The sequence below is a fragment of the Maribacter sedimenticola genome, assembly GCF_900188415.1.
Lineage (GTDB): Bacteria > Bacteroidota > Bacteroidia > Flavobacteriales > Flavobacteriaceae > Maribacter > Maribacter sedimenticola.
Genome location: NZ_FZNV01000004.1, coordinates 204,138 through 228,831 on the forward strand (window position 1 = coordinate 204,138; position 24,694 = coordinate 228,831).

The 24,694-nt window shown below is 35.8% G+C and carries 20 protein-coding genes; 7 read left to right on the plus strand and 13 right to left on the minus strand.

Annotated elements, in window-relative coordinates:
- Position 1 precedes the first annotated feature (1 nt).
- Complete coding sequence (locus CHB68_RS13410) at positions 2–778, minus strand: MBL fold metallo-hydrolase (RefSeq protein ID WP_089261472.1); 777 nt, start codon at positions 776–778, stop codon at positions 2–4.
- Positions 779–947: 169 nt separating this feature from the next.
- On the opposite strand from CHB68_RS13410, the gene CHB68_RS13415 reads away from it, so the two are divergent.
- Positions 948–2,408 (plus strand): nucleotidyl transferase family protein, encoded by a 1,461-nt coding sequence (locus CHB68_RS13415; protein WP_089261474.1) that lies wholly within the window; start codon positions 948–950, stop codon positions 2,406–2,408.
- Between the two features lie 77 nt (positions 2,409–2,485).
- On the opposite strand, the gene bcp is transcribed toward CHB68_RS13415, so the two are convergent.
- Entirely contained in the window at positions 2,486–2,938 is a 453-nt protein-coding gene (gene bcp / locus CHB68_RS13420; RefSeq protein ID WP_089261476.1) for a thioredoxin-dependent thiol peroxidase, read from the minus strand.
- 52 nt (positions 2,939–2,990) lie between these two features.
- Between bcp and CHB68_RS13425 the strand changes: the two genes are divergently transcribed.
- The gene (locus tag CHB68_RS13425) at positions 2,991–3,653 is read left to right on the plus strand and encodes an endonuclease III domain-containing protein (protein ID WP_089261478.1); all 663 of its coding nucleotides are present in this window, start codon (positions 2,991–2,993) and stop codon (positions 3,651–3,653) included.
- Between the two features lie 228 nt (positions 3,654–3,881).
- Here CHB68_RS13425 and CHB68_RS13430 read toward each other — a convergent pair whose 3' ends face one another.
- The 3 genes from CHB68_RS13430 to CHB68_RS13435 form a co-directional block, all read right to left on the minus strand.
- The gene (locus CHB68_RS13430) at positions 3,882–4,463 is read right to left on the minus strand and encodes an RNA polymerase sigma factor (protein ID WP_089261480.1); all 582 of its coding nucleotides are present in this window, start codon (positions 4,461–4,463) and stop codon (positions 3,882–3,884) included.
- Positions 4,464–4,852: 389 nt separating this feature from the next.
- The gene (locus tag CHB68_RS18590) at positions 4,853–4,996 is read right to left on the minus strand and encodes a hypothetical protein (protein ID WP_179213203.1); all 144 of its coding nucleotides are present in this window, start codon (positions 4,994–4,996) and stop codon (positions 4,853–4,855) included.
- A 74-nt stretch (positions 4,997–5,070) separates the two neighbouring features.
- Entirely contained in the window at positions 5,071–5,652 is a 582-nt protein-coding gene (locus CHB68_RS13435) for an RNA polymerase sigma factor (RefSeq protein ID WP_089261482.1), read from the minus strand.
- A 246-nt stretch (positions 5,653–5,898) separates the two neighbouring features.
- Between CHB68_RS13435 and uvrA the strand changes: the two genes are divergently transcribed.
- Entirely contained in the window at positions 5,899–8,676 is a 2,778-nt protein-coding gene (uvrA, locus tag CHB68_RS13440) for an excinuclease ABC subunit UvrA (RefSeq protein WP_089261484.1), read from the plus strand.
- Between the two features lie 166 nt (positions 8,677–8,842).
- Complete coding sequence (locus CHB68_RS13445; RefSeq protein ID WP_089261486.1) at positions 8,843–10,084, plus strand: hypothetical protein; 1,242 nt, start codon at positions 8,843–8,845, stop codon at positions 10,082–10,084.
- Positions 10,085–10,159: 75 nt separating this feature from the next.
- Here CHB68_RS13445 and CHB68_RS13450 read toward each other — a convergent pair whose 3' ends face one another.
- Complete coding sequence (locus CHB68_RS13450; protein ID WP_089261488.1) at positions 10,160–11,026, minus strand: RluA family pseudouridine synthase; 867 nt, start codon at positions 11,024–11,026, stop codon at positions 10,160–10,162.
- 141 nt (positions 11,027–11,167) lie between these two features.
- Between CHB68_RS13450 and CHB68_RS13455 the strand changes: the two genes are divergently transcribed.
- Positions 11,168–12,205, plus strand: coding sequence for an AI-2E family transporter (locus tag CHB68_RS13455; protein ID WP_089261490.1), 1,038 nt, complete (start codon positions 11,168–11,170; stop codon positions 12,203–12,205).
- Here CHB68_RS13455 and CHB68_RS13460 read toward each other — a convergent pair whose 3' ends face one another.
- From CHB68_RS13460 to CHB68_RS13475, 4 genes are read right to left on the minus strand one after another with little or no spacing between them, the layout of a single operon-like run.
- Positions 12,206–13,660, minus strand: a complete 1,455-nt coding sequence (locus tag CHB68_RS13460; RefSeq protein ID WP_089261492.1) for a lipopolysaccharide biosynthesis protein — start codon at positions 13,658–13,660, stop codon at positions 12,206–12,208.
- Positions 13,660–14,931 (minus strand): glycosyltransferase family 4 protein, encoded by a 1,272-nt coding sequence (locus CHB68_RS13465; protein WP_089261494.1) that lies wholly within the window; start codon positions 14,929–14,931, stop codon positions 13,660–13,662. Before CHB68_RS13465 ends, CHB68_RS13460 begins: the two co-directional genes overlap by 1 nt.
- Positions 14,931–17,366, minus strand: a complete 2,436-nt coding sequence (locus CHB68_RS13470; RefSeq protein WP_089261496.1) for a YfhO family protein — start codon at positions 17,364–17,366, stop codon at positions 14,931–14,933. The genes CHB68_RS13465 and CHB68_RS13470 overlap by 1 nt, the downstream gene beginning before the upstream one ends.
- A 32-nt stretch (positions 17,367–17,398) precedes the next feature.
- Positions 17,399–17,653: a DUF4834 family protein gene (locus CHB68_RS13475; RefSeq protein WP_089261498.1), complete on the minus strand. Its 255-nt coding sequence runs from the start codon at positions 17,651–17,653 to the stop codon at positions 17,399–17,401.
- Between the two features lie 86 nt (positions 17,654–17,739).
- Between CHB68_RS13475 and CHB68_RS13480 the strand changes: the two genes are divergently transcribed.
- Entirely contained in the window at positions 17,740–18,822 is a 1,083-nt protein-coding gene (locus CHB68_RS13480) for a transporter (protein ID WP_089261500.1), read from the plus strand.
- A 77-nt stretch (positions 18,823–18,899) separates the two neighbouring features.
- Entirely contained in the window at positions 18,900–20,018 is a 1,119-nt protein-coding gene (locus tag CHB68_RS13485; protein ID WP_089261502.1) for a GTP cyclohydrolase, read from the plus strand.
- Between the two features lie 56 nt (positions 20,019–20,074).
- Here the strand turns inward: CHB68_RS13485 and CHB68_RS13490 are convergent, their stop codons facing one another.
- The 3 genes from CHB68_RS13490 to CHB68_RS13500 form a co-directional block, all read right to left on the minus strand.
- On the minus strand, positions 20,075–21,334 hold the full coding sequence (locus tag CHB68_RS13490; protein ID WP_089261505.1) for an aminotransferase class I/II-fold pyridoxal phosphate-dependent enzyme: 1,260 nt from the start codon (positions 21,332–21,334) through the stop codon (positions 20,075–20,077).
- 118 nt (positions 21,335–21,452) lie between these two features.
- Positions 21,453–22,493 (minus strand): PLP-dependent cysteine synthase family protein, encoded by a 1,041-nt coding sequence (locus tag CHB68_RS13495; RefSeq protein ID WP_089261506.1) that lies wholly within the window; start codon positions 22,491–22,493, stop codon positions 21,453–21,455.
- A gap of 76 nt (positions 22,494–22,569) precedes the next feature.
- Positions 22,570–24,627, minus strand: coding sequence for a S9 family peptidase (locus CHB68_RS13500; RefSeq protein ID WP_089261508.1), 2,058 nt, complete (start codon positions 24,625–24,627; stop codon positions 22,570–22,572).
- Between the last annotated feature and the right edge of the window lie 67 nt (positions 24,628–24,694).

Below are 24,694 nucleotides of genomic sequence, written 5' to 3' on the forward strand. Positions count from 1 at the left end.
ATTAAATAGTAATGGTTAAGTTATCAAAAGCCAAATGTACGTTAGGCGGAAGCATTGCTTCAACCTCATCATGAAAACCGAGCAAATGGCTAATATGGGTTAAATATGCGGTTTCCGGGTTTACCTTATTAATAAACTCCAAGGCCTCCTCTAAATTAAAATGGGAAATATGGGGTTGAATTCTAAGGGCGTTTACGACCAATACTTTAGAATGTTTTATTTTTTCCAATTCAGTGTCATCAATAGACTTAACATCCGTTAAATACGTAAAATCTTCAATACGATAACCAAAAACCTGTAGTTTATTGTGCAGTACATTAATGGGTAAAACAGTTTTGTTACCCAATGTAAAAGGACTATTTTTCTTTACCCTATTAATTTGCACCGAAGGCGCACCAGGATACTTATCCTTTTCATTAAAAATATAATCAAATCGTTTTTTCAAGGATTTCAACACGCGCTTATGAGCATAGATAGGTATACTGCCCTGCCGGAAAAAGAAGGGCCTTATATCATCAAGGCCTGCCGTATGGTCAGAATGCTCGTGTGTATACAGAATACCATCCAAATGTTGAATATTATGGGTCAACATTTGCTGTCTAAAATCTGGGCCACAATCAATTACATAATGATATTTGTCCCACGATACTAAAACGGATACCCGTAATCTTTTATCCTTTGGGTTTTCACTTAAACATACCGGATGTGTACTACCTATGATCGGAATGCCCTGCGATGTTCCCGTCCCTAAAAAAGTAACACGTAAATTATTTGTCATGCATTACAAATTTAATTCCTTTTTAGTAAAATAAAGGTTCAAAAATTAGAAGATCAGTGTAATTAAAGCGCAATAAAGTAAAGAATGAAAGTAATTCCATTTTTTTGGGGCATATGCCAAATGTAACGTCCATTCTTTATAACTTTGTTAAAAAGATAAACAGGTAAAAATGGCATCCGTATTAAAAAGAGATAGTGTTTTTGAAAACATTCCCTCGATCAAGGCAAAAACGTTACGTATAAATCTAAACCCAGATATTTATGGAACATTTGCTGAGATTGGCGCAGGACAGGAAACAGCGCGCCATTTCTTTAGATCGGGTGGAGCATCTGGCACGATAGCGAAAGCAATGAGTGCCTATGACAAGGATTTCAGCGACGCTATTTATGGCATTGAAGCAGATGGCCGGTATGTTACACAAGCCCGTCTTAAAACTATGCTTACCCATGAAATGCAGTTAATGGAGGAGCGTATAAGTAGGGAAAACCATCCGGACAGATTGTTCTTTTCCTATGCAAACACCGTAGCTACCATAGATTTTTCAAAACGGTACAAAGGTCACGGATGGGTTGGTATACGTTACCAATTGGACCCCAACCAAAAAGAATGGGATGAAATTATTTTACATATACGATTTAAACAAAATGAGGCTCGTTTGCAGCAAGAGACCCTAGGAACACTTGGTGTAAATTTAATTTATGGTGCTTTCTATAAGTATCATAAGCCAAAAAAAATGTTGAAATACTTATATGACCATATTGACAAGGATACATTGGAAATTGATATGGTCAATTTTTCAGGCCCAAATTTTAAGGATGTAGATAACCGTTTAATGAGCTTGCAGCTGATTAAGAACAATATGACAGATGCCGTTATGTTTGGCCCGGACGGCAATAACCTGTTGCCCGCCGCAGTATTGTACAAAAAAAATATTTTGGCGTTACGCGGTAGTTTTAGACCCGTTACCAAGGTAAATCTAGACATGTTTGAAAAATCGTATGATATCTTCATACGTGATTCTCAAGTAGACCAGAACAACACCATAGTAATTTTTGAAATTACCCTTTCCAATTTAAAGGCATCCGGTGAAATTGATGAGCAAGACTTCATGGACCGCGCAGAGCTGTTGTGTTCACTTGGTCATTCCGTTATGATTTCAAAATTTCAGGAATACTATAAGCTGGTTGAATATTTCAACAACTTTACCAAAAATAGAATTGGACTTACCATGGGTGTCAATAATTTGGTAGATATATTTGATGAAAAATATTACAGGCATTTAAGCGGTGGAATATTAGAGGCGTTCGGTAAACTTTTCTTTAAAGATCTACAAGTGTATCTATACCCAATGAAGAATCCGGATACCGGACAAATAATGACTAGCAATAATGTAAAGGTACACCCACGTATGAAAGAATTGTATAAATTCTTTAAATACAACGGAAAAGTAATGGATATCATTGATTATGAGCCGGATATCATGCATATTTTCTCTAGAGATGTACTTAAAAAATTAATGAACAATGAGGAAGGTTGGGAAAAAATGCTTCCTGAGGGCATTGCGGAAATTATAAAGGAAAAGAATCTTTTCAGCAGAAAGGATAATGAAGAGGAACTTCAAGAATCATAAAGTCTTTAAATTTTCTTACTTAAAAAAACCGAGCGTCCATAAATTGGGCGCTCGGTTTTTTAATTTAATCCTTAAAATTATTCCAATAGTTGTGCTGCATGGTCTTTGGTCTTCACCTTATCTATAACCTTTACAACCATACCATTACCATCTATAACAAAGGTTTTTCTATGTATACCATCATATTCCCTACCCATAAATTTTTTAGGTCCCCAGACGCCAAAAATATTAAGGACCGTATGGTCTTCATCTGCTAATAACGGAAAAGGAAAATCATATTTACTTTTAAATTTTGCTTGTCTTGCTTCAGAATCTGCACTTACCCCTAAAAGTTCATAGCCATTGGCTTGCAATTCTTGGTAATTATCCCTTAAATTACACGCTTCGGCAGTACAACCGGGGGTACTGGCCTTAGGATAAAAGAAGACGATCAGTTTTTTTCCTTTGTAATCAGAAAGTTTAACCAAATTACCATCTTGGTCCTTTGCTGAAAATGACGGCACTTTATCCCCGACTTTTAATGTATCCATAATAGTAGTTTAAATTTATGTTTAAAATATTTCATTCAAAATTAAACAAAAAATGACTAAAGCAGAAAAAATAGCGTTTACAATCTCTACGCTACAAGAGCTTTATCCTGAAATTCCTGTACCCTTAGACCATAAAGACCCGTATACATTATTGATTGCTGTTCTAATGTCTGCCCAAAGTACAGATGTACGGGTAAATAAAATTACTCCCTTGTTATTTGCAAGAGCTGACAATCCTTATGATATGGTCAAGCTGAGCGTAGATGAAATAAGGGAAATCATAAAACCTGTAGGTCTGTCCCCCATGAAAGCCAAAGGTATATATGGTCTTTCAAAGATATTGATCGAAAAACATGATGGTAAAGTTCCAAAAGATCTACCTTCATTGGAAGCATTGCCCGCCGTGGGCCATAAAACGGCTAGCGTTGTTATATCACAAGCATTTGGTATTCCTGCTTTTCCCGTAGATACACATATTCATAGATTACTATATAGGTGGGGTTTTACCAATGGTAAAAACGTAGTACAAACAGAGAAAGATGCCAAACGTTTGTTTCCCAAGGAAATTTGGAACGATTTACACTTGCAGATCATTTGGTACGGCAGACAATATTCTCCTGCCAGAGGTTGGGACCTGGAGAAAGATATCATTACCAAGAAAATAGGTAGAAAATCCGTATTAAACGAATATTATAAAAAGAAAAAGACCCGTTAAAAACGGGCCTTTTATTAGTTTAAAAATGTTTCGAAACTTAAATCATTGTGCTCAAATTCGTAAAGCGCCTGAGAATAACTCAACAAGAAATTAATTGTCTTTGGACATACTTTAACAAATTCTGCCTGTTCTTGAAAATTAGAGTAAATTTTTTCCATACTTCCTACGTTGTTACACTAAAATAACGCCGCAAAATTGGAAATATTGTCTACCCTATGTTCTTCCCTCTTAATTCGTAAGAACAATATTGTTTTTGTCGATGATTTTTCTAAGATTTATTAAAGCATAACGCATTCTTCCCAAGGCCGTATTGATACTTACTCCTGTATTTTCCGATATTTCCTTAAAGCTCATATCCTTGTAGATACGCATTAAAAGAACTTCTTTTTGATCATCTGGCAACTCTTCTACCAATTGTCTAAGATCTGTATCTATTTGATTTTTGATGAGTTGCTTTTCAGCATTTAACTTATCATCACCTATAACAGAAAAAATATTGAAATCATCACTACCTTCAAACATTGGCATTCTCTTATTTCTTCTAAAATGATCAATGATCAAATTATGCGAAATTCTCATTACCCATGGTAAAAATTTACCTTCCTCGCTGTATTTTCCTTTTTTTAAGGTCTTGATCACCTTTATAAAGGTATCTTGGAATATATCTTCTGTAATATCCCTATCCAATACCTTAGAATAGATAAAACTAGTAATACGCTGATTGTGTCTGTTGATCAATATTTCAAGGGCACTTTCGTTACCATTGATGTAATCCCTTACTAATTCTGAGTCTTCAATTTGTAGTTTCATACGAGTTACTTTCTTTTAAGGTTTTAGATTGGGAAAATCTAATTGGTTATTTTGGTTTGCTTTTTAATTCTGATATAAAACTATAGAAAAGGGGTGCTGTTCAAAAAAGTATGTTGTCAAACAGCACTTTTATGATGTGAAACATCGAAAAAGTATATTTCCATACAATAAATAAGAATATGGAAAGTTCAGTGAGAAATTTAGATATAGCTTTTAAGGACAGTAGTATATAAAAGAATATTGTTTTGGCCTTACTACAGGACTAATATTAAAATAGGAAAGGAACATTACAATAATGTATACGGTAAGGATACCTTATATATAATTGTATAAAAAAGAAAACCTCTTGAACTTCCGTCCAAGAGGTTTATATTATTTGGTAAGGATGATTAATTTAAATTACTTTCAAATTGTAATCCCTTTGTTTCTGTTATATCCAATGACTTAGAATAGGCCAATAAAAATTCAATGGTTTCTGGTCTGGCTTTTACTAAAGTGCATTTTTCAGTTTTATCGGTGTAAATTTTCTCCATAGTATTTGTTGTTTAGGTTCAACTAAAGAACGATACATTGATGAAGATAGTAGATCCACTCGACCTGTAACCAATTAATTCGTTAAAACTATACTATTGGCCTCAACTAACTTTCTTAGGTTGATCAATGCGTAGCGCATTCTTCCTAAAGCCGTATTGATACTGACACCCGTATTGTCCGAAATTTCCTTAAAACTCATATCCTTGTAGATACGCATTTCCAAAACCTCCTGCTGATCCTCCGGGAGTTCTTTGATCATCCTCACCAAATCAGTATCTATTTGCTCCTTGATCAACTGTCTTTCTGCATCAAGTTTTTCATCACCCAATAAGGAGAAAATATTATAGCTCTCCTTACTATTATACATGGGCATTCTGTTATGCTTTCTAAAATGATCAATAATCAGGTTATGTGCAATTCTCATGACCCAGGGCAAAAACTTTCCCTCTTCGTTATAGGCACCTTTTTTTAAGGTACGGATCACTTTCATAAAGGTATCTTGAAAAATATCCTCGGTCAATTCCCTATCCCCTACTTTTGAATAGATAAAACCGGTTAAACGCGAATTATGACGATTTATTAAAGCCTCTATGGCCTTTTCGTCTCCTTGAATATATTTTTTGACTAATTGGGAATCTTCAATCTGTACAACCATAAACTTTACTTTAAGGGTTAAAATGTGGTCCCTATTTCATTTGAACTAGGATACCAGTAGTATTAATTTTAACATTAAAAATGTAAAGTTGCTTTATAGGCCGATTAAATTTTATTAGGCTTCAAAGATAGAAAAAAAATAATACTCTTATAATTATGTGAAAATTTCTTCTCAGATTTTAGTTGGCCATCCATTTTTTAGAATAGAAAAAAGGCAAAGCGTATCTTTGTACAATTAGATTTTTATATGCCTACACTTACCGAAGTAAATCCGAAAGAGAACATAATCATTAAGGGAGCAAAACTGCATAACCTTAAGAACATAGATGTAGTTATACCTAGAAATAAACTTGTTGTAATTACGGGTTTGTCCGGATCCGGAAAGTCTAGCCTAGCATTCGATACGCTATATGCAGAAGGACAAAGAAGGTATGTAGAAAGTTTATCATCTTACGCAAGACAGTTTTTGGGCAAATTGGACAAGCCCAAGGTTGACTATATAAAAGGTATTGCCCCCGCAATTGCAATAGAACAAAAAGTAAACTCTACCAATCCTAGATCTACTGTAGGTACCACTACGGAAATATATGATTACATTAAATTATTGTTTGCCAGAATAGGAAAAACCTTTTCTCCCATATCCGGTAGCGAGGTAAAAAAACATACGGTTAGCGACATTGTCAACTTGGTAAAAACTTTTGACGAGCAAACAAAACTATTATTACTGGCACCCATCCAAATTAGGGAAGACAGGGATACTATTAAATCTCTGGAACTTTTTTCAAAACAAGGATATGCACGTATTAAATATAACAATGAAGTCCTGAGAATTGACCAAGCCCCAAAAGATATAGGCAAAAAATTTGATTTGGTCATAGATCGTATCATTACCAAAAACGATGAGGATTTTTATAATAGATTGGCCAATGCCATTGATACAGCTTTGTTTGAAGGTAAGGGAGAGTGCGTAATAGAGGAATTGGCTACCGGAAAACAGACATTTTTCAGTAATAAGTTTGAACTGGACGGAATGACCTTTCTAGAACCAAATGTACATTTGTTCAGTTTCAACAATCCATATGGTGCCTGTCCAAAATGTGAGGGATATGGAGATGTTATTGGTATTGATGAAGATTTGGTCATTCCCAATACGGCACTTTCAGTCTATGAAAATGCAATTTTTCCTTGGCGTGGAGAAAGTATGGGCTTTTATAGGGACCAATTGGTCAATTCTGCATATAAATTTGACTTCCCCATTCATAAACCTTGGTATGAACTGACAGAAGAACAAAAAGAATTGGTTTGGAAAGGCAATAATCATTTCATAGGACTTCATAAGTTCTTTGGTATGCTTGAGGAAAAAAGTTACAAGATTCAAAATAGGGTCATGTTATCAAGATACCGTGGTAAAACCAAATGTAATGTTTGTAATGGTAAAAGATTACGTACGGAGACCGATTATGTCAAAGTAGGCGGTGCCAACATCTCATCATTGGTAGGTCGTTCAATAGAAAAGTTAGGTGAATTTTTCAATACATTGGAGCTAAATGACAACGACGCCAAAGTAGCTTCACGCCTATTGATAGAAATTAGGACCCGTCTTGGTTTTTTAAGTAAAGTAGGTCTAAACTACCTGACCATAAACCGAAAATCCAACACCCTTTCTGGTGGTGAGAGTCAACGCATAAACCTGGCAACCTCTTTAGGTAGTAGTTTAGTGGGGTCTATGTATATTTTAGATGAACCAAGTATTGGCCTTCATCCAAAAGACACTGAAAATCTTATAGATGTTTTAATATCACTTAAAAATTTGGGCAATACGGTTATTGTCGTAGAACATGATGAGGATATTATGAAGGCTGCGGATATGGTCATTGACATTGGTCCTGAGGCAGGCAGCCATGGTGGTAATGTTGTGGCGCAGGGAACATTAAAGGAAATATTAAAATCAGACTCACTAACGGCACAGTACCTCAATGGTAGTATGGAAATTAAGGTTCCAAAAGAACGAAGAACCTCTAAAAATTACATTACTATTAAAGGTGCAAGAGAACATAACCTGAAAAATATTGATGTAACCTTTCCTTTGGATATGTTAACTGTAGTTACGGGTGTTTCAGGTAGTGGTAAAAGTACCTTGGTAAAAAAGTTACTCTATCCAACAATATTAAAAGAAACTGGTGGCTATGGGGAAAAAGCCGGACAGTTTACTGATGTGGAAGGAAAATATAAACATATAAAACATGTTGAATTTGTAGACCAAAACCCAATTGGTAGATCTTCCAGGTCAAATCCGGTTACTTATATCAAGGCATATGATGATATTAGAAATCTTTTTGCAAGCCAAAAGCTTAGTACCATAAGAAACTATCAGGCCAAACACTTCTCATTTAATGTTGATGGTGGTAGGTGTGAAAAATGCAAGGGGGAAGGCGAAATTACGGTAGAAATGCAATTTATGGCAGATGTGCATTTGGAATGTGAAACCTGTGGAGGCAAACGTTTTAAGAAAGAGGTATTGGAGGTAACGTTCAATGAAGCCAATATTGATGATATCCTTAATATGACCATAGATGATGCCATTACGTTTTTTGAAAAAGGTTTACAGAATAAAATCGTTACCAAGCTCAAACCCTTACAGGATGTAGGTTTAGGTTATGTTACTTTAGGACAATCTTCTTCTACTCTATCTGGAGGTGAAGCCCAACGTATTAAATTAGCCTCCTTTCTGATTAAGGGTAGCACCAAGGACAAAGCGCTCTTCATTTTTGACGAACCAACTACCGGATTACATTTTCATGATATTAAAAAGCTTTTGAAATCATTTAATGCGTTGATCAAGAAAGGACATTCCATTGTAGTTATAGAACATAACATTGATTTAATCAAATGCGCCGATTATCTAATTGACCTTGGTCCAGGCGGCGGGGAAAACGGTGGTCATTTGCTGGCCGAAGGAACTCCTGAAGAAGTCTCTAAAAGTAAAAAATCTTTTACGGCCAATTACTTAAAAGATAAACTATAAAGATAAATTGGTTTTATTTATATGGAAACTGAATCTAGTAAACAGCTGTTTATCAACAGTATAAATATAATTTATATTTTTTGGCACGCTGTTTGTAATGAAGTAAGGGAATGCGAATAATTGCATTTAGAACCGCTGTCGAAAGGCAGATTTAAAACCTTATATCATGAAAAATTTAGTACTCCTTTTTACGGCGATGATATTAAGCACCACAGGTGTTTTCGCTATCGGTATTAATGAAGATAAGGTTGCTAATAGCAATGCTTATAGATTTGACAACTCCTTCATATTTGTTGAAAACGGAATCACATTTTCGGTGTATCCAGATGGCGAATTTGATTTTTATATTGAAAGTCAAGTAAGCGGTAGCAGAAATGGCATTACGTTCAACTCAGGATATGATTATAGCCCTTTTGCTCAATATGATGATTATGGAGCAGTAATTCAAGTAGAAAACGTACCCATATTTTACGATTATTATGGAAGGGTAAACCAAATTGGTGATGTCCAAATCAATTACAGAAATAACCGTGTACGCAGCGTAGGTGGTATGTATGTGTATTATAACAATCAAGGATTTTATGACTATCATACCGGTTATATCAATATATACAATAGAAATTATGTTTATAGACCTTTCCATAGATGGTTTTCAAGGCCGGCAATTAACTTGTGCCTAGTATATAACAGACCCTATAGAAGATATTATACACCAATTAGGTATTCATATTATAGACCTTATAGAAATAACTTTAGAAGAGCATACGTAAATGTTGGTAAGACATATAGATATAATAAAGTTAGAAATGAAAGAGCTACAATATATAGAAATGACAAGCGTGTAGCGGTCAGGGACAATAATTTACGCAGTAACAGAACAGTAGCTAAGAGAGACAATGGACTTAGAAACGATAAAAGGGTTGTTTCCAGTAATACATCTAGAACAAATAGAAACACTACAATTAATAGGACAACTACCGTAAAGCGTAACAATGGTGCGGTTCGTAGTAATACTAATAATAGAAGTGTAAATAAAAGAGAGGTTACTAGAACTATTGGAAACAATACAAATAGCAAACGTAGTAACAATAATGCAGTGGCTCAAAATGGTCAAAAGAGAACGGTTACCAAAAGAGAGGTAATTAGAACGCCTAGGAGCACCACGGTAAAAAAAACTACTACAACACATAGAAAAGTAAATCCAAATGTTAGAACTCAGCGAAGTACAACGGTTAAACGTTCCGTAAATACACCTGCAAGAAGTAGAAGTGCTGTAAGTAAAAGTACAAGTACAAGGTCAACGGCAAAGACTCCCTCAAGAAGTTATAGCTCTAGATCGGTAAGCAAGGCTCCTTCAAAAAGTTCAAGATCGGTTTCTACGACCACAAGAAGTAGCAGAAGAAATTAAAAATAGTTTTTAGGTTGGTTAGTTGTTTAGCACCGTAATGAATACGTTCATTACGGTGCTTTTTTGTACATGACACTACAGTTCAAATTCAGGGAATATGTTATAAAATTTTTTTGGCAAAATTGCCTTAAAGTTCATGGTATTATTAGAAATGGGGTGTTGAAATTGTAAGGAATACGCATGTAGATAAAGCCCTTTGCCCCTAAGCTGTAAATTGTCCTTAAAGTAAAGTTTATCTCCCAATATAGGATTCCCAATAGCATATAGATGTTTACGGAGTTGATGCCTACGCCCAGTCTGTGGTTGCAACTCAACCAAGTTTAAATAGGTAAACCTATCTGACAAGGTTGATTGGATTACAGAAAAAGAAGAAGAAGCTACCTTGTTATCAATGGGTAACGAAATATGACCGTTTTCTCTCATCTCACCGATTGTAACAGCTAAATAAGTTTTTTTGATTGCCCTATTTTTGAACATTTGATTTAAGGCCACTATTGCACTATTGGTTTTTCCTACCAATAATAGGCCTGTAGTCTCATAATCCAAACGATGAACGGGTTGCGGATCAACAGCATCCTTGGCCCTACTAATTTTTAAATTTTGAGGAAGGGCATTGGCTATGGTCAAAAATTTATTGCCGCTCACCAAAATTCCTGCGGGTTTATTAATGACAGCTAAATACTCGTCTTCAAATATAACCTGCAATGATAATTTTAATCGTTTGGAAGGAGTTTGCGTATCTACGAGATATTCTATTTTCTCCCCTCCGGAAATAAATGTTGCGGTAAAAGCCTCTTTACCGTTGACCCAAATAAGTTTCTTTTTAATTGCTTTTTTTAAAGCGGATTTACTAGTAATGCCTTCAAAGATACCTACACCGTATTCTTGTAATCTACTTTTATGAATGTTCTTTGCTACAAAATGGGTCTCTCTAATATGCATAGGTATGAGGATAAAAGAATAGTTGGCAATAAAGTCACAAGTTAGATTTTTGAATTAGAAAAATAAGTTACAGAGTTAAATTATACTAAAATAATCAGTCACCTTTACCACAATCAATCCAACAGTAAAGATTAAAATTCCATGAAGAAAATTAACCATAAGCTCATAAGGCAGATAATCATACTTGCGCTTATACTTTTTCTTGGGGGATTGATCATCACCTATATGTTACCTTACATTTCCGGTGTACTGGGTGCATTAACCCTTTATGTCATCTTAAGAAAATGGATGATTAAATTATTGAACAAGGGCATGAAAAGAACGTGGGCGGCCACATTATTGATTATTGCCTCACTATTAGGAATTTTTATTCCATTGACCGGTGCAGCCTTTATGCTAGGTGCCGAAATTGGAAATTTGGCTGATAAATCCGAAGAAGTTACAAAAGCGCTCAAGGAACAGATATTTAAATTGGAAAAATATGCCGGTTATGACCTATCATCGGCAATTGACCCTAAACAAGCTTCTGGTTGGTTAACAGATAATTTACAAGGGTTTGCCAGCGGAACCTTTACCATCCTAATTTCTTTGGGTATTTTACTTTTTATTCTCTATTACATGCTTCAAAGTCCCAAGAAATTAAAGGATTCTTTATTGGAATATATTCCCTTAAGTAATAAAACATTGGTCATATTGGGAAAAGAAATAGATAATGTCGTTCGTTCCAATGCTATTGCCATACCATTAGTAGCACTGGCACAAGGAATTATTGCCTTAATAGGATTTTATATTTTTGGAGTGGATAATCCATTGTTTTGGTTTGTGATTGTTACTATAGGTTCTATGATTCCCTTTATAGGCACCTTTGTAGGAATATTGCCGGTATTTATTTTAAGTATGGCCGGCGGCAATGATTTTCAGGCGTGGGGCATCTTATTGTATGGCATATTGGTGGTAGGAATGACCGATAATTTAATTCGATTGGTAGTCTTAAAACAAATTGATAGCACCCACCCATTAATTACATTAATAGGAGTATTGATCGGGATACCTATTTTTGGATTTGTAGGATTGATTTTTGGACCGCTCATTATTAGCCTTTTTCTTGTTATCGTAAAAATTTACAAACAGGAATATGGTATACAGACCTCAAGTAAAAAAGCAAAACAGAAACTATAGTTAACGCCCTAAAATTTTATTTATAAATTGATATATATCGTCAGAAATCCTAAATTTATAAAGTACACCTACATATACCATCAACATTAAAAGGCTTTTTAACGCTATGTTCACTATTGGGTGAAAAGGAAAATCTACAAACCAAAATATACACCCTATAGCTACCAACAGTATAAAAACCTTTACAGTTTCTAGGGTAAAAGGTATAATTTTAAACTTGGACCTTACATAGATCAACTTTAAAGTATTGTAAACAAAGAAAGCACTAAAACTTGCGATTGCTGCACCATTTAATCCAAATGTTGGTATTAACCAAAGATTAAATAGAATAGCCATAAAAGTAAGTAATACCCCAAAAAATAAAATTGAACGGTAATAATCGGAATTATATAGAATAGAATTATTATTACCTAAAAGGGCATCATATACTTTGGCCAAGCCAATCCAAAATACGATCATAAATCCATTTGCATAATTATTGGGAAGTAATTTATAAAGTTCATCAAGATTTAAAAAAATCAACAAAAACAATATCCCAGACACAATGAACAAGGTTAACGAACTTTTCTGGTAAAGGGTTTTTAAAGCAGGTTTTTCCTTGTTGTTGATATAGCTTGCAGTTAATGGGTATGTTATTTGATGCATGGCCCTTGAAGGTACCGCAATAGTAGAAGCAATAAAACCAGAAACTGCATAATAGGCTACGTTATCAATTTCCAGAAAATTGTTCAGCATCACCTTATCCACTTCCAATAGCACAATAGCTGTAGAGCCACCTAATATAATCAAGGCACTGTATTTTACAATATTTATCCAATTATAGGGAAGTGTAAAATTAATCTTGGGCTTACGCAGGTAAAATGCATATACTTTCATGATCAACGCACGCAGTAGATATGAAGTTACAAGGGCATTGATAAAGAAATATACATCAATGACTTTGAACCACAATAAAATCAATAACACAGTTTGGACGATTCTGCAAAAAATCTCCTTCATAAAATTACCGAATATGGATTTCATTCTTATTCTGGCCCAAGCATAGAATATTTCAAAATAGGCCATGGCCATCCCCACAAAGAAAATATGCCATACATAACTACGCACAATGGGGTTTTTATTTGCCAAAATATTGCCTATAAAATCATTGGCAAAAAAACTAAGGAAGGCAATGGGTATGATTAAAACTAGAGGTAAAAACAAGATAAAGGTCAAAAAGCTGTCTTGTTTGGTATGATCTTTAAAACTGGAATAAAATTTAACTACGGTATTGGGGACGCCAAAGGCCAAAATGGGCATAAGTATGGCAGAAACCGATAAAATTACTTGTATTAGCCCATAATTTTCAGGCTTCATAAAACGGGTATACAAAAATAAGGTGTTGATTGCCCCAATGGCAAAACCAATATAGGTTACAATAGTATTGTTCAATGATTGTTTAAGTACAATGCCCATTAGATCAATTCTGATAATTTACGGGTCAGTTCCCTTCTGCTATAGGTTTCTATTCCTGAAGATGATATTGTAAGTTCACCTTTTTTATACTGTTCAAACCAACTTAAAAGTACATTTTTAAGTTCAATTTCATCCGTATACTCAAAAATACATCCAGCATTGGTTTCGTTAATTATTGCACCGACCTCCCAACCTTTTGGACCTATGGCAAGTATTGGTCTTTTTGCAGCCATATACTCAAAAAGCTTTCCTGGAATTATACCTTGGGTCTCAAAGGAATCTATTTCGGCCAAAAGTAAAATTTGAGACTTATCTTGAAAAGCCAGTGCCTCATGATGAGAAACATATCCTACGAGCTCCAAATTATCCTGTAAGCCATAATGTGATAATGAAGATAAAACTTCATCACTTACAACCCCTATAAAACGAAGATGCAACGCCTTCTTAAACGCTTTGTCCTGGTTCAGTAATTCAGACAATACCTTCCAAAGATTGGTTGGATTTCGACCGGACAACATAGAGCCGATATGGGAAATGGTAAATTTGACATCTAATATTTTTTTCTGACCTACTCCCCTGTCAAATCCGTTAGTGATAACAGTTATTGGTTGCTCCGTTAAAGTAGTGAACTCTTTCTTTGTTGTAGCACTGGTAACAATGATTTTATCGGCACTATTTAGAACCTTGGATTCCAAACGCTTATGTTTCTGTGCAGCAAATGAGGATAATTTCAATTTTTTATGATACCCTATTGTAGTCCATGGATCTCTAAAATCCGCAATCCAATTAATGGGCATTATTTGCTTCAACCGTAAACCAATTAAATGTACACTGTGCGGCGGACCTGTGGTAATTATTGAGGATATTTGTTCTTTATCGATAATATTCCTTAAAAATTTAACCGAAGGCCCAACCCAAAATTTTCTTGCGTCCGGTACAAAAAGGTTTCCCCTTACCCACAATAAAATCTTTTCTATAAATGACTGATCTTTGGTATTGATAATACCTGCGCTTATCCGCTTTGTTTTTTTTCTTGAAAATAGTTTTGCCCAACGGTAGGGTTCCAAAATTTCATGACTATAGATAGTAATTCCTTCTGGAATATCTTTTAAAAATGATTCATCCACTAATGGATAATTTGGATTCTTAGGAATATAAACTATGGGCTCAACATTAAAATCCCTAAGATACTTAACGAATTTGAGCCAGCGTTGTACACCCGGTCCGCCAGCGGGAGGCCAATAATAGGTAATGACCAGCACCTTCTTCATTAAGCTTCCCCTTCTTTTTTAGTATTCCAAAATGTAAAACCTATTCCGCCTAGAATTATCAAGACCAGTAATATATTGCTGGCCAATGTAATTTTACTTCCTTGAGCAACGACCTGAGGTTCAAATTTAAATTCAATTTTATGCGCACCAGCTGGAATACTTAGAGCGCGTAATACATAGTTTACCTTAAAATGATCAACCACCTCTCCATCAATGTAAGCATTCCATCCATTCTTATAATACATCTCAGAAAATACGGCAACACCTTCATTATTATTATTAGATCTGTATACTAGATGATTGGGCTCGTATGCCGTCAATGAAATGGTGGCAGTGGAATCCATTGGGTAAGTCAATGGTGCTATTTTTTCAAATTGGCTTTCATTGAACACAGCATTATTTTTGGTGTCAAGACTATCCAATGCCTTAATTTCTTCATTGGCATTAGGTACCGGAACCAGTTGCTGTACAAACCAGGCATTTCCATTTGCATTTGGGTTTTCAATAGGAAAAGTTTTTCCTTCTTGATCTTGTCTTATTAAATACTTGACATTGAGCATATTCATGACGGACAGATTTCCATTATAAATATGAAAGTTGAACAAATCTTGCATTCCTGCAGGTTTTGCCGCATGATACCCCGTTATAGTTTGATGAAAATAGGCCGTTTTTGCAGAATCAAATCCATCGGTTTGGTCAAAAACCCTATATACCCCTTCGTCCTTGGCAATGATTTTATTGGCCGCCGATGCTTGAAAAGGTTCCAGCATTTTACGTTTAGAAACAAAATTATCATTGTTCACATAGCGTAAATCAACATTTACCAAATCAATGACGATCATAAGCCCTATGGCTATTACCAAATAATTTAATCTTATTTTTTGTTTTAAATAGAACCAGATTAACAATGCCGTTACCAAGGCAAAACCTAACGAGCGTAAAAGATCGTTCGTATATACTGCTTTGCGGTCCAGCCTTAACATTTCCGGCAGTTCCTCTAAACCGGTCATCCGTAAATTATCATCTGCCGCACCCACAAAGTCAAAACTTCCCTTAAATAAAAAAAGGATAGCCCCAATACCCACTATTACCCCTGTAGCCAGTTTAAGTGACTTGAATTTATCCATAGTAGGGACTTTATCCTTAGCAACTTTCTTCAAGGCCAATATAGCAAGGATCGGTACACAGAGCTCCAATATGATTTGAATGGAGGAAACCGCCCTAAATTTATCATATAAAGGAAAATAATCGATCATAAAATCCGTAACGACGCTAAAATTCTTTCCCCAAGAAAGTATAAGCGACATTAACGAACCGAAGAGTAACCACCATTTATGTTTTCCTTTTACAAGAAATAGACCTAGGAAAAACAGAAAAAATACTACAGCACCTAAATAGGCAGGCCCGGATGTACCAGGCTGTTCTCCCCAGTATAATGGTAATCCGCTCACAAATTCCAAGGCACTGGACCTTGGTAGTCCCTTATCTATCAAGTAATTAAAAGACTTTGATTCCTCTCCCAAATTTTCCTGACTTGCACCACCAAATAATCGGGGTACAAATAAATTTAATGACTCCGTAATACCATAACTCCAATTGGTGATATAGCTCTTGCTCAAGCCACCTATATTTTGTTTTGGAGAACCGTCTGGATTAATGGTCAATTCACTTTTACCACGCGTACTCCAATCCGCATATTCCTTGGTAGCCATTAGTCCAGTGGCATTTGCGGCAATACCCAATGTTACTGCAATTGCTAAAATTCCTACTGATATTCCAAAATGCTTGATTTCCTTTTCCTTGATAGCATATACCAAATACACCACTCCCATAATAAGAACCAATAGCATAAAATAATAGGTCATTTGGTAATGATTGGCAGTAATCTCCAATGCCATTGCCAATGCTGTAAGTACAAAGCCCCACAGGTATTTTTTTCTAAAGACCAAAACTATTCCCGCCAAAAGAACAGGAAGGTAGGCAATGGCATGGGCCTTGGCATTATGTCCGGCACCCAAAATTATTATCAAATATGTAGAAAAACCAAATGCCAGAGCACCTACTACAGCCAAACGATAATCGACTTTTAAACAGCATAACAAAATATAAAAGCCAAGCATGTATAAGAATAGATAATCTGCAGGCCTTGGCAAAAACCGAATTACCCGGTCTAATTGCTTAATATAATTATGAGGATAATTTGCCCCAAGTTGGTAAGTGGGCATGCCGCCAAAAGCACTGTTGGTCCAATAAGGCTCTTGATCATTAGCTTTCCTAAAATCATTCTGCTCCTTGGCCATACCGGTATATTGGGCAATATCATGTTGGTACATGACCTTTCCCTGAAGTACGGGGTTAAAATAGGATAGGGCCGCTACTATAAAAAAGGCAATAACAAAAAAATGGATGAAAAAGAATTTTAAGCCTTGCTTCATTTGAAAGATACATAGTGTTTAGACAAAGATAACTAGTCTAGCTCTTCAAAATCAATGTATTCGCCTACTTTTTCCGAATCTCTCTTTTTCCTGGAAGTTTTTTTGTTTATAATGACATCCCCTACTTTCTCCTCTGTAGAAGCACGTTGGTTATCAAAAGCTTGCTTAAAATGGGATTCTGTTTTTTTAGCCGCGTAACTTAAAATTGTAGGTGCAAACAACTTAACTAAAAATTTTAGCAGGTAATACACCAAGAGAATAATTAATATCGTTTTTAAAAAAGCCATTTATTATTACTTAGGTATATCAAAAATACAATTATCACGTTGTATTAGTAGAATCATACTATTAAAATATATATAAAATCGTGTTCATGAATAGTCTATTGGCTTACTCTAAACCCAATTATTACATTTTTGCCTTTTTATTGCTTATACCTCTATATGGCCTTTCCCAATATACCGATGTAATAAATTCAAATAGACCTGGACTATCGGTTAGTGCCTATGCGGTAGGAAAGAATGTGGTACAGGCAGAAATGGGTTTATTCTATGAACAAAAAGATCATACTTTGCTCAATACACAATCTGATATTTGGGGTACGGATATTGCCCTAAGATATGGTTTGCTGTTTGAACAACTTGAGCTTAGTTACGAAGGTACTTTTCAAGATCAAGACCTTACCTATTCCAATTTTAATCTTTTGGCCAAGAGAAGGGATTTTTCAAGAAATAGACTAGGGCTGAAATACCTTGTTTATGACCCGTTTAAAAATCCAGAGGCCAATAAACCAAATCTCTACAGTTGGAGAGCCAACCATAAATTTCAGTTTAAAAACCTTCTACCTGCAGTGTCCCTATATGGTGGGGCCAATTTTGTATTTGGGGACAACCCCTTCTATGTAGGGGAACCTACCATATCCTATCGCGGTATGATCGCTACACAAAGTCGACTTACCCCAAGGTTTGTATTGATTACCAATACCGCCTTTGACCGAATAACAACGGACGATCCGGAACTAAGCTATTTAATTTCATTATCCCACGCCTTTAGAAATCCTAAATGGAGCGTTTTTGTAGAGCACCAAGGTATACAAAGCGATCGTTATGCAGATCTATTGTTAAGAGGTGGAATTGCACATTTATTAAAGGAAAATCTTCAGTTAGATTTTAATATGGGGGCAAGTTTAAAAAACACGCCTACCCGAATCTTTTTTGGTTTTGGCGGATCATACCGTATGGATTTTCACAAGGACAGCCTTAAACCCATAGAAGATCAAGAAGCCGATCAAAATGGTGGTGCAATTGACAAAAACGCAATGAAGAAGGAAAAAAGAAAAAAGCGGAAGGGTAACGGTGCTGAGGATATAGACCTAGGACCTTCTAAAAAGCAGCTTAAAAAGTTGAAGAAAAAAGAAAAGAAGAAACAAAAGGAGTCTAGCGAAATAGACTTCTAAATTTGGTACATTTTACTTAGTTCCTACTTTCCTGTTATAATTAATATACCTAATATTGACACTTCTAAAAACGTGTCATGATCAGTATAAAAGAAGCAAAAACAAAGCAAGATTTAAAACGCTTTGTAACCTTTCCTTTTTCCTTATATAAAAACAATAAGTTTTGGGTACCCCCTATCATCAATGATGAACTGGAAAGTTTTGATAAGAACAAAAACCCTGTTTTCAAAGATGCCGAAGCTTGGTTTTATCTTGCCTATGAAGGAAGTAAAATTGTTGGTCGTGTAGCTGCCATCATTAATCATCTAGAGGTGAACGAACAGCAGGTAAAAAAAATGAGATTTGGATGGTTTGATTTCGTCGATGACATAGAAGTATCCAAGGCACTTTTGCAACAGGTAGCAGAAATAGGCAAAAATAATGGCCTAGAATTTTTGGAAGGTCCTGTAGGTTTTTCCAATTTGGATAAGGTTGGAGTTTTAGTAGAGGGGTTTGATCATATTGGCACCATGATCACATGGTACAATCATGCCTATTATAAGGACCATTATGAACAATTGGGATTTGTAAAGGAAAAGGAATACATGGAAAACAAATTTCCTGCTAAAAATGCAGACCCGAAACTGTTTTCCAAATTAAACGATTTGGTCAAGAGACGCTACGGTTTAAAAGAAGTGAACTTTACGAAAACCAAGGAGGTTATGCCATTGGCAGATGAAATGTTCGACCTATTTAACAAAACATACGCCAACCTCAGCTCATTTGTTCCTATCACGGAAATCCAAAAGGCATATTTTAAAAAGAAATATATTAGCTTTATCAATCCTGAGTACATCAAGTTCATAAAGGACAAAGAAGATAAATTGATTGCCTTTGCCATTGTCATGCCCTCATTTTCAGAAGCTTTGCAAAAAGCAAATGGCAAATTATTTCCTTTTGGTATTTTTCATCTTCTAAAAGCCAAGAAAAATAGCAAGGATGTTATTTTCTATCTCATAGGAATAGATCCGGAATATCAAAATAAAGGAGTTACCGCAGTAATTTTTAATGAATATTACAAAACCTTTACCGAAAAGAATATTGATATGTGCTATAGAACACCGGAACTAGAGGAAAATCTAGCAATAAAACAAATGTGGAAGCATTTTGACCCGGTAATCTACAAACGTAGAAGAACCTATAAAAAACCGTTATAAATAAAAAAGTCCGTGATCAATTACATCACGGACTTTTTTATTTATTATTTACCAATTTATTCTCCCATTGCTGCAGCTACAGCGGCAGACAATCTTTTATAGGTACCGTTTTGCAAACGTTCACGTATAGCTGAAAAAGCAGCTAAAGTCTCCTCAACATCTTGTAAAGTATGGGTTGCCGTAGGAATTAAGCGTAATAATATCAATCCTTTAGGTATTACAGGATACACAACGATCGAGCAGAAAATACCGTGATTTTCACGTAAATCCTTTACCAAGGCCATTGCTTCTGGAATACTACCGTTTAAATAAACAGGAGTTACACAACTGGTCGTTGTACCTATATCAAATCCATTTTCCTTTAATCCGTTCTGCAATGCATTTACATTTTCCCAAAGTTTCTCCTTAAGCTCTGGTTGGGTACGCAACATCTCCAAACGCTTTAATGCCCCTTTAACATATACCATAGGTAATGATTTAGCGAACATTTGCGAACGTAAATTATATTTAAGATAATCTATTATTCCTTGATCTGCCGCTACAAAAGCACCAATACTGGCCATAGATTTGGCAAAAGTGGCCAAATATACATCTATTTCATCCTGTACTCCTTGCTCCTGTCCTGCACCACCGCCGGTCTTACCCAAGGTGCCAAAACCGTGGGCATCATCTACCAATAATCTAAAATTATATTTTTTCTTTAATGCAACGATTTCCTTCAAGATACCTTGTTCTCCACGCATTCCAAAAACACCTTCTGAAATGACCAAAATACCGCCACCGTTCTGCTCTGCCATTTTACTGGCACGCTCTAGGTTTTTTTCAAGACTATCTACATTATTGTGTACGAATGTAAAACGTTTACCCATGTGCAAACGAACACCATCAATGATACAAGCATGACAATCTACATCATACACTATAATATCATCCTTGGTAACCAACGCGTCTATTACGGACATAAACCCTTGGTATCCAAAATTCAATAAATATGCAGCTTCCTTTTCGACAAAGGCAGCACACTCTCTCTCTAACTGTTCATGAAATTCAGTGTGGCCGCTCATCATTCTAGCACCCATTGGGTAGGCAGCACCGTATTCTGCAGCCGCCTCACCATCTACCTTTTTAATTTCGGGTAAATTTGCCAAGCCTAGATAATCGTTAATACTCCAGGTAATAACATCCTTACCTTGAAATTTCATTCTATTAGAAATAGGACCTTCTAATTTAGGAAATACAAAATAACCTTCTGCTTGAGAAGCCCATTTACCTAAAGGGCCTTTATTTTCTAAAATTCTATCAAATAAGTCTTTCATTGCTTAATTCGCTTCTATCTGCAAAAGTAAATAATTTTGATTAGCTAGCATAAATTATTTACTACGCAAAAAAGTGGGTTTGAAACCCACTTTTTTTCTATAATTTCAATACGATTGATTATTTTATAAATTGTATTTCCTGCGTTTCTTCAACGGTTGCCGCATTTAAGAAACCTTGGTCTTCCATCCATTGATCACTATATATCTTGCTCATATAACGGGAACCATGATCGGGAAATATAGCAACTACGTTGCTATCCTTATCAAATGTATTCAGTTCATCCAATTGTTTTAAGGCCTGCATAACCGCACCACTGGTATAACCTACGAAAATCCCTTCAGTTTTAGATATTTCTCGTGCAGTATGGGCACTTTCTGCATCCGTGACCTTAATGAACTCATCTATTGCGGAAAAGTCAGTGGCCCCGGGAATTAAGTTTTTACCAAGTCCCTCTATACGATAAGGATAAATCTCATTAGTGTCCAACTTGCCAGTCTCATGGTATTTTTTTAATACGGAACCATAGGCATCAACACCAATTACCTTAATATTTGGATTTTGTTCTTTTAAATATCGAGCCGTCCCCGAAATAGTACCTCCCGTACCACTACAGGCCACCAAATGTGTTATTTGGCCACCAGTTTGTTCCCAAATCTCAGGACCGGTCGTCTTATAATGGGCATCCATATTCAACGTATTGAAATACTGATTTATATAAATGGAGCCCTTGGTCTCTTTATGCAATCTTTTGGCAACCTCATAATATGACCTTGGGTCATCTGCACTAACATGTGCCGGACAAACATATACCTTTGCGCCCATTGAGCGTAACATATCTATTTTATCCATAGAGGATTTGGAACTAACCGCCAATATACACTCGTAACCTTTAATGATACTAGCCATGGCTATACTAAAGCCCGTATTACCGGAAGTAGTTTCTATGATAGTACTACCTTCTGTCAACAGACCTGCTTTTTCTGCCTGTTCAATAATATGCATAGCTATACGATCTTTAGAAGAATGGCCTGGATTAAAGGCTTCAACTTTAGCGTAAAAGTTACCGGTAAGGTTTTTGGCAATTTTATTTAATTTGACCAATGGTGTATTGCCCACTAGTTCTAAGATATTATTGTAAGCCCTGATCTCATTTTTCATAAGGGGGATCAATGTTTAGTTTTACACAAACAAAATGTGTAAATATTATTGCTACAAAGCTACTATTTTTTTTCAACTATGCGATTTTTCCTTCTAAATCTAGGATAAAAGCGTATTCCTTGGCTACTTCACGTAACGATTCAAACCTGCCGGATGCACCGCCATGACCGGCTTCCATGTTAATATGGAACAGTAATAAACAATCATTTTTTTTCAGTTCCCTTAATTTTGCCACCCATTTGGCCGGTTCAAAGTATTGCACCTGAGAATCGTGCAAACCTGTGGTCACTAACATATTAGGGTAATTTTGGGCCTTTACATTATCATAGGGCGAATATGATTTCATATACTCATAAAACCCCTTTTCGTTTGGATTGCCCCATTCGTCATATTCACCTGTAGTTAATGGTATAGAGTCGTCTAACATGGTAGTAACGACATCTACAAATGGAACTGCTGCAATGACCCCGTTGTAAAGGTCGGGTTGCATGTTTATGATTGCCCCCATCAAAAGTCCTCCTGCAGAACCGCCCATGGCGTATAAATGTTCCGCACTTGTCATCTTTTGTTCGATCAAGAACTTTGAACAATCTATGAAGTCGGTGAATGTATTTTTTTTATGCAGTAATTTTCCGGTTTCATACCATTTCCTACCTAAATATTCCCCTCCCCTTACATGTGCTATGGCATAAACAAAACCACGATCCAGTAAACTTAACCTGACCGTTGAAAAATAAGGGTCTATGGTTGAACCGTATGAACCATATGCATATTGGAGCACCGGTGTTTGTTCGTTTAGCTCAGTATCATTCCTATATACTATGGACATGGGCACCTTGACCCCATCACGTGCAATTGCCCATATTCTACGTTCGGTGTAATTTTCTTTCTTAAATTGCCCCCCTAGAACCTGTTGCTCCTTTTTAATTTCCTTTTCCCTAGTGCGCATGTTAAAATCTATCACCGAACTTGGTGTGGATAAGGAATTATAGGAATACCTTAAAATTTCAGTATCAAAATCTGGGTTGCTGCCCACATATGCAGTATAGGTTTCCAATTGAAAAGGCAGATAATAATCCTCGGTACCGTCCCAACGAATGATCCTAATTTTATTAAGACCGTTCTCCCTTTCGGACAGCACGTAATACTCTTTAAATATATCAATATCCTCTAACAGGACATTTTCCCTATGTGGTATGAATTCCTGCCAATTAATTGACGAGGTATTACCTTCATCAACCTTCATTATTTTAAAGTTCTCTGCCTTATCCTTATTGGTCAGGATATAGAAGTTATTTTCATAATGGAAAATGGTATACTCCAATCCACGGGTTCTAGGGGAGAAAATTTTAAACTCGCCGTCCGGATTGTCCGTAGGTAAAATTCTAAACTCGGAAGTTAGCGTGCTAAATGACCCTATGACCAAATATTTTTTTGATTTTGTACGGTAAATAAACGTACTGAACGTTTCATCCTCTTCATGAAAAACCAGTACATCCTCTGAGGTAGGCGTACCCAGTTTGTGTTTATAAATTTTATCCGAACGAAGTGTTACGGGGTCTTTACGGGTATAAAACAGTGTTTCATTATCATTGGCCCAAACACCGCCTCCTGTGGTATTCTCTATTCTATCTTCATAAACGGTACCGGTTTCCAAATTTTTAATTTGCATAACGTACTGTCTCCTAGAAACAGTATCTACACCAAATGCAGCCAATTTATTATTAGGACTAATAGCTATACCTCCAAGGCTAAAATAATCATGACCTTTAGCCATATCGTTGCCATTGAACATAACCTCTTCAGCTGCCTCCAATGTTCCTTGATACCTTGAGTATAGAGCATATTCGCTACCAATTTCATATCGGGTGCTATACCAATATCCATTTAGTTTATAAGGTACGGAGGAATCATCTTCCTTAATACGGCCTTTCATCTCTAAAAACAAGGATTCCTGAAATTCCTTGGTATGGGCGGTAAGGGATTCGTAATAGGCATTTTCTGCGTTTAAATATGAAATTACCTCTTGATCTTCTTTTTGGTTCATCCAATAATACTCATCTATACGAACATCATTGTGCTTGATCAATTCTTTAGGAATTTTTCTTGCAACCGGTGCTTTTTTGCCCTCCATAACCTATTTATCTATAAAGTGCGCAAAAATAAGACTAATTCACAGAAGCCCTAAGATTTGTAAAAGG

Excerpts from the sequence above, each read along its gene's own strand:
- CHB68_RS13425 (WP_089261478.1), top strand. The coding sequence starts at position 2,991 with ATGACTAAAGCAGAAAAAATAGCGTTTACAATCTCTACGCTACAAGAG.
- CHB68_RS13415 (WP_089261474.1), top strand. The coding sequence starts at position 948 with ATGGCATCCGTATTAAAAAGAGATAGTGTTTTTGAAAACATTCCCTCG.
- CHB68_RS13430 (WP_089261480.1), bottom strand. The coding sequence starts at position 4,463 with ATGAAACTACAAATTGAAGACTCAGAATTAGTAAGGGATTACATCAAT.
- CHB68_RS13450 (WP_089261488.1), bottom strand. The coding sequence starts at position 11,026 with ATGCATATTAGAGAGACCCATTTTGTAGCAAAGAACATTCATAAAAGT.
- CHB68_RS13475 (WP_089261498.1), bottom strand. The coding sequence starts at position 17,653 with ATGGCTTTTTTAAAAACGATATTAATTATTCTCTTGGTGTATTACCTG.
- CHB68_RS13455 (WP_089261490.1), top strand. The coding sequence starts at position 11,168 with ATGAAGAAAATTAACCATAAGCTCATAAGGCAGATAATCATACTTGCG.
- CHB68_RS13485 (WP_089261502.1), top strand. The coding sequence starts at position 18,900 with ATGATCAGTATAAAAGAAGCAAAAACAAAGCAAGATTTAAAACGCTTT.
- CHB68_RS13410 (WP_089261472.1), bottom strand. The coding sequence starts at position 778 with ATGACAAATAATTTACGTGTTACTTTTTTAGGGACGGGAACATCGCAG.
- CHB68_RS13495 (WP_089261506.1), bottom strand. The coding sequence starts at position 22,493 with ATGAAAAATGAGATCAGGGCTTACAATAATATCTTAGAACTAGTGGGC.
- CHB68_RS13445 (WP_089261486.1), top strand. The coding sequence starts at position 8,843 with ATGAAAAATTTAGTACTCCTTTTTACGGCGATGATATTAAGCACCACA.
- CHB68_RS13490 (WP_089261505.1), bottom strand. The coding sequence starts at position 21,334 with ATGAAAGACTTATTTGATAGAATTTTAGAAAATAAAGGCCCTTTAGGT.
- CHB68_RS13480 (WP_089261500.1), top strand. The coding sequence starts at position 17,740 with ATGAATAGTCTATTGGCTTACTCTAAACCCAATTATTACATTTTTGCC.
- CHB68_RS13470 (WP_089261496.1), bottom strand. The coding sequence starts at position 17,366 with ATGAAGCAAGGCTTAAAATTCTTTTTCATCCATTTTTTTGTTATTGCC.
- uvrA (WP_089261484.1), top strand. The coding sequence starts at position 5,899 with ATGCCTACACTTACCGAAGTAAATCCGAAAGAGAACATAATCATTAAG.
- CHB68_RS13465 (WP_089261494.1), bottom strand. The coding sequence starts at position 14,931 with ATGAAGAAGGTGCTGGTCATTACCTATTATTGGCCTCCCGCTGGCGGA.
- CHB68_RS13500 (WP_089261508.1), bottom strand. The coding sequence starts at position 24,627 with ATGGAGGGCAAAAAAGCACCGGTTGCAAGAAAAATTCCTAAAGAATTG.
- bcp (WP_089261476.1), bottom strand. The coding sequence starts at position 2,938 with ATGGATACATTAAAAGTCGGGGATAAAGTGCCGTCATTTTCAGCAAAG.
- CHB68_RS13460 (WP_089261492.1), bottom strand. The coding sequence starts at position 13,660 with ATGGGCATTGTACTTAAACAATCATTGAACAATACTATTGTAACCTAT.
- CHB68_RS13435 (WP_089261482.1), bottom strand. The coding sequence starts at position 5,652 with ATGGTTGTACAGATTGAAGATTCCCAATTAGTCAAAAAATATATTCAA.
- CHB68_RS18590 (WP_179213203.1), bottom strand. The coding sequence starts at position 4,996 with ATGGAGAAAATTTACACCGATAAAACTGAAAAATGCACTTTAGTAAAA.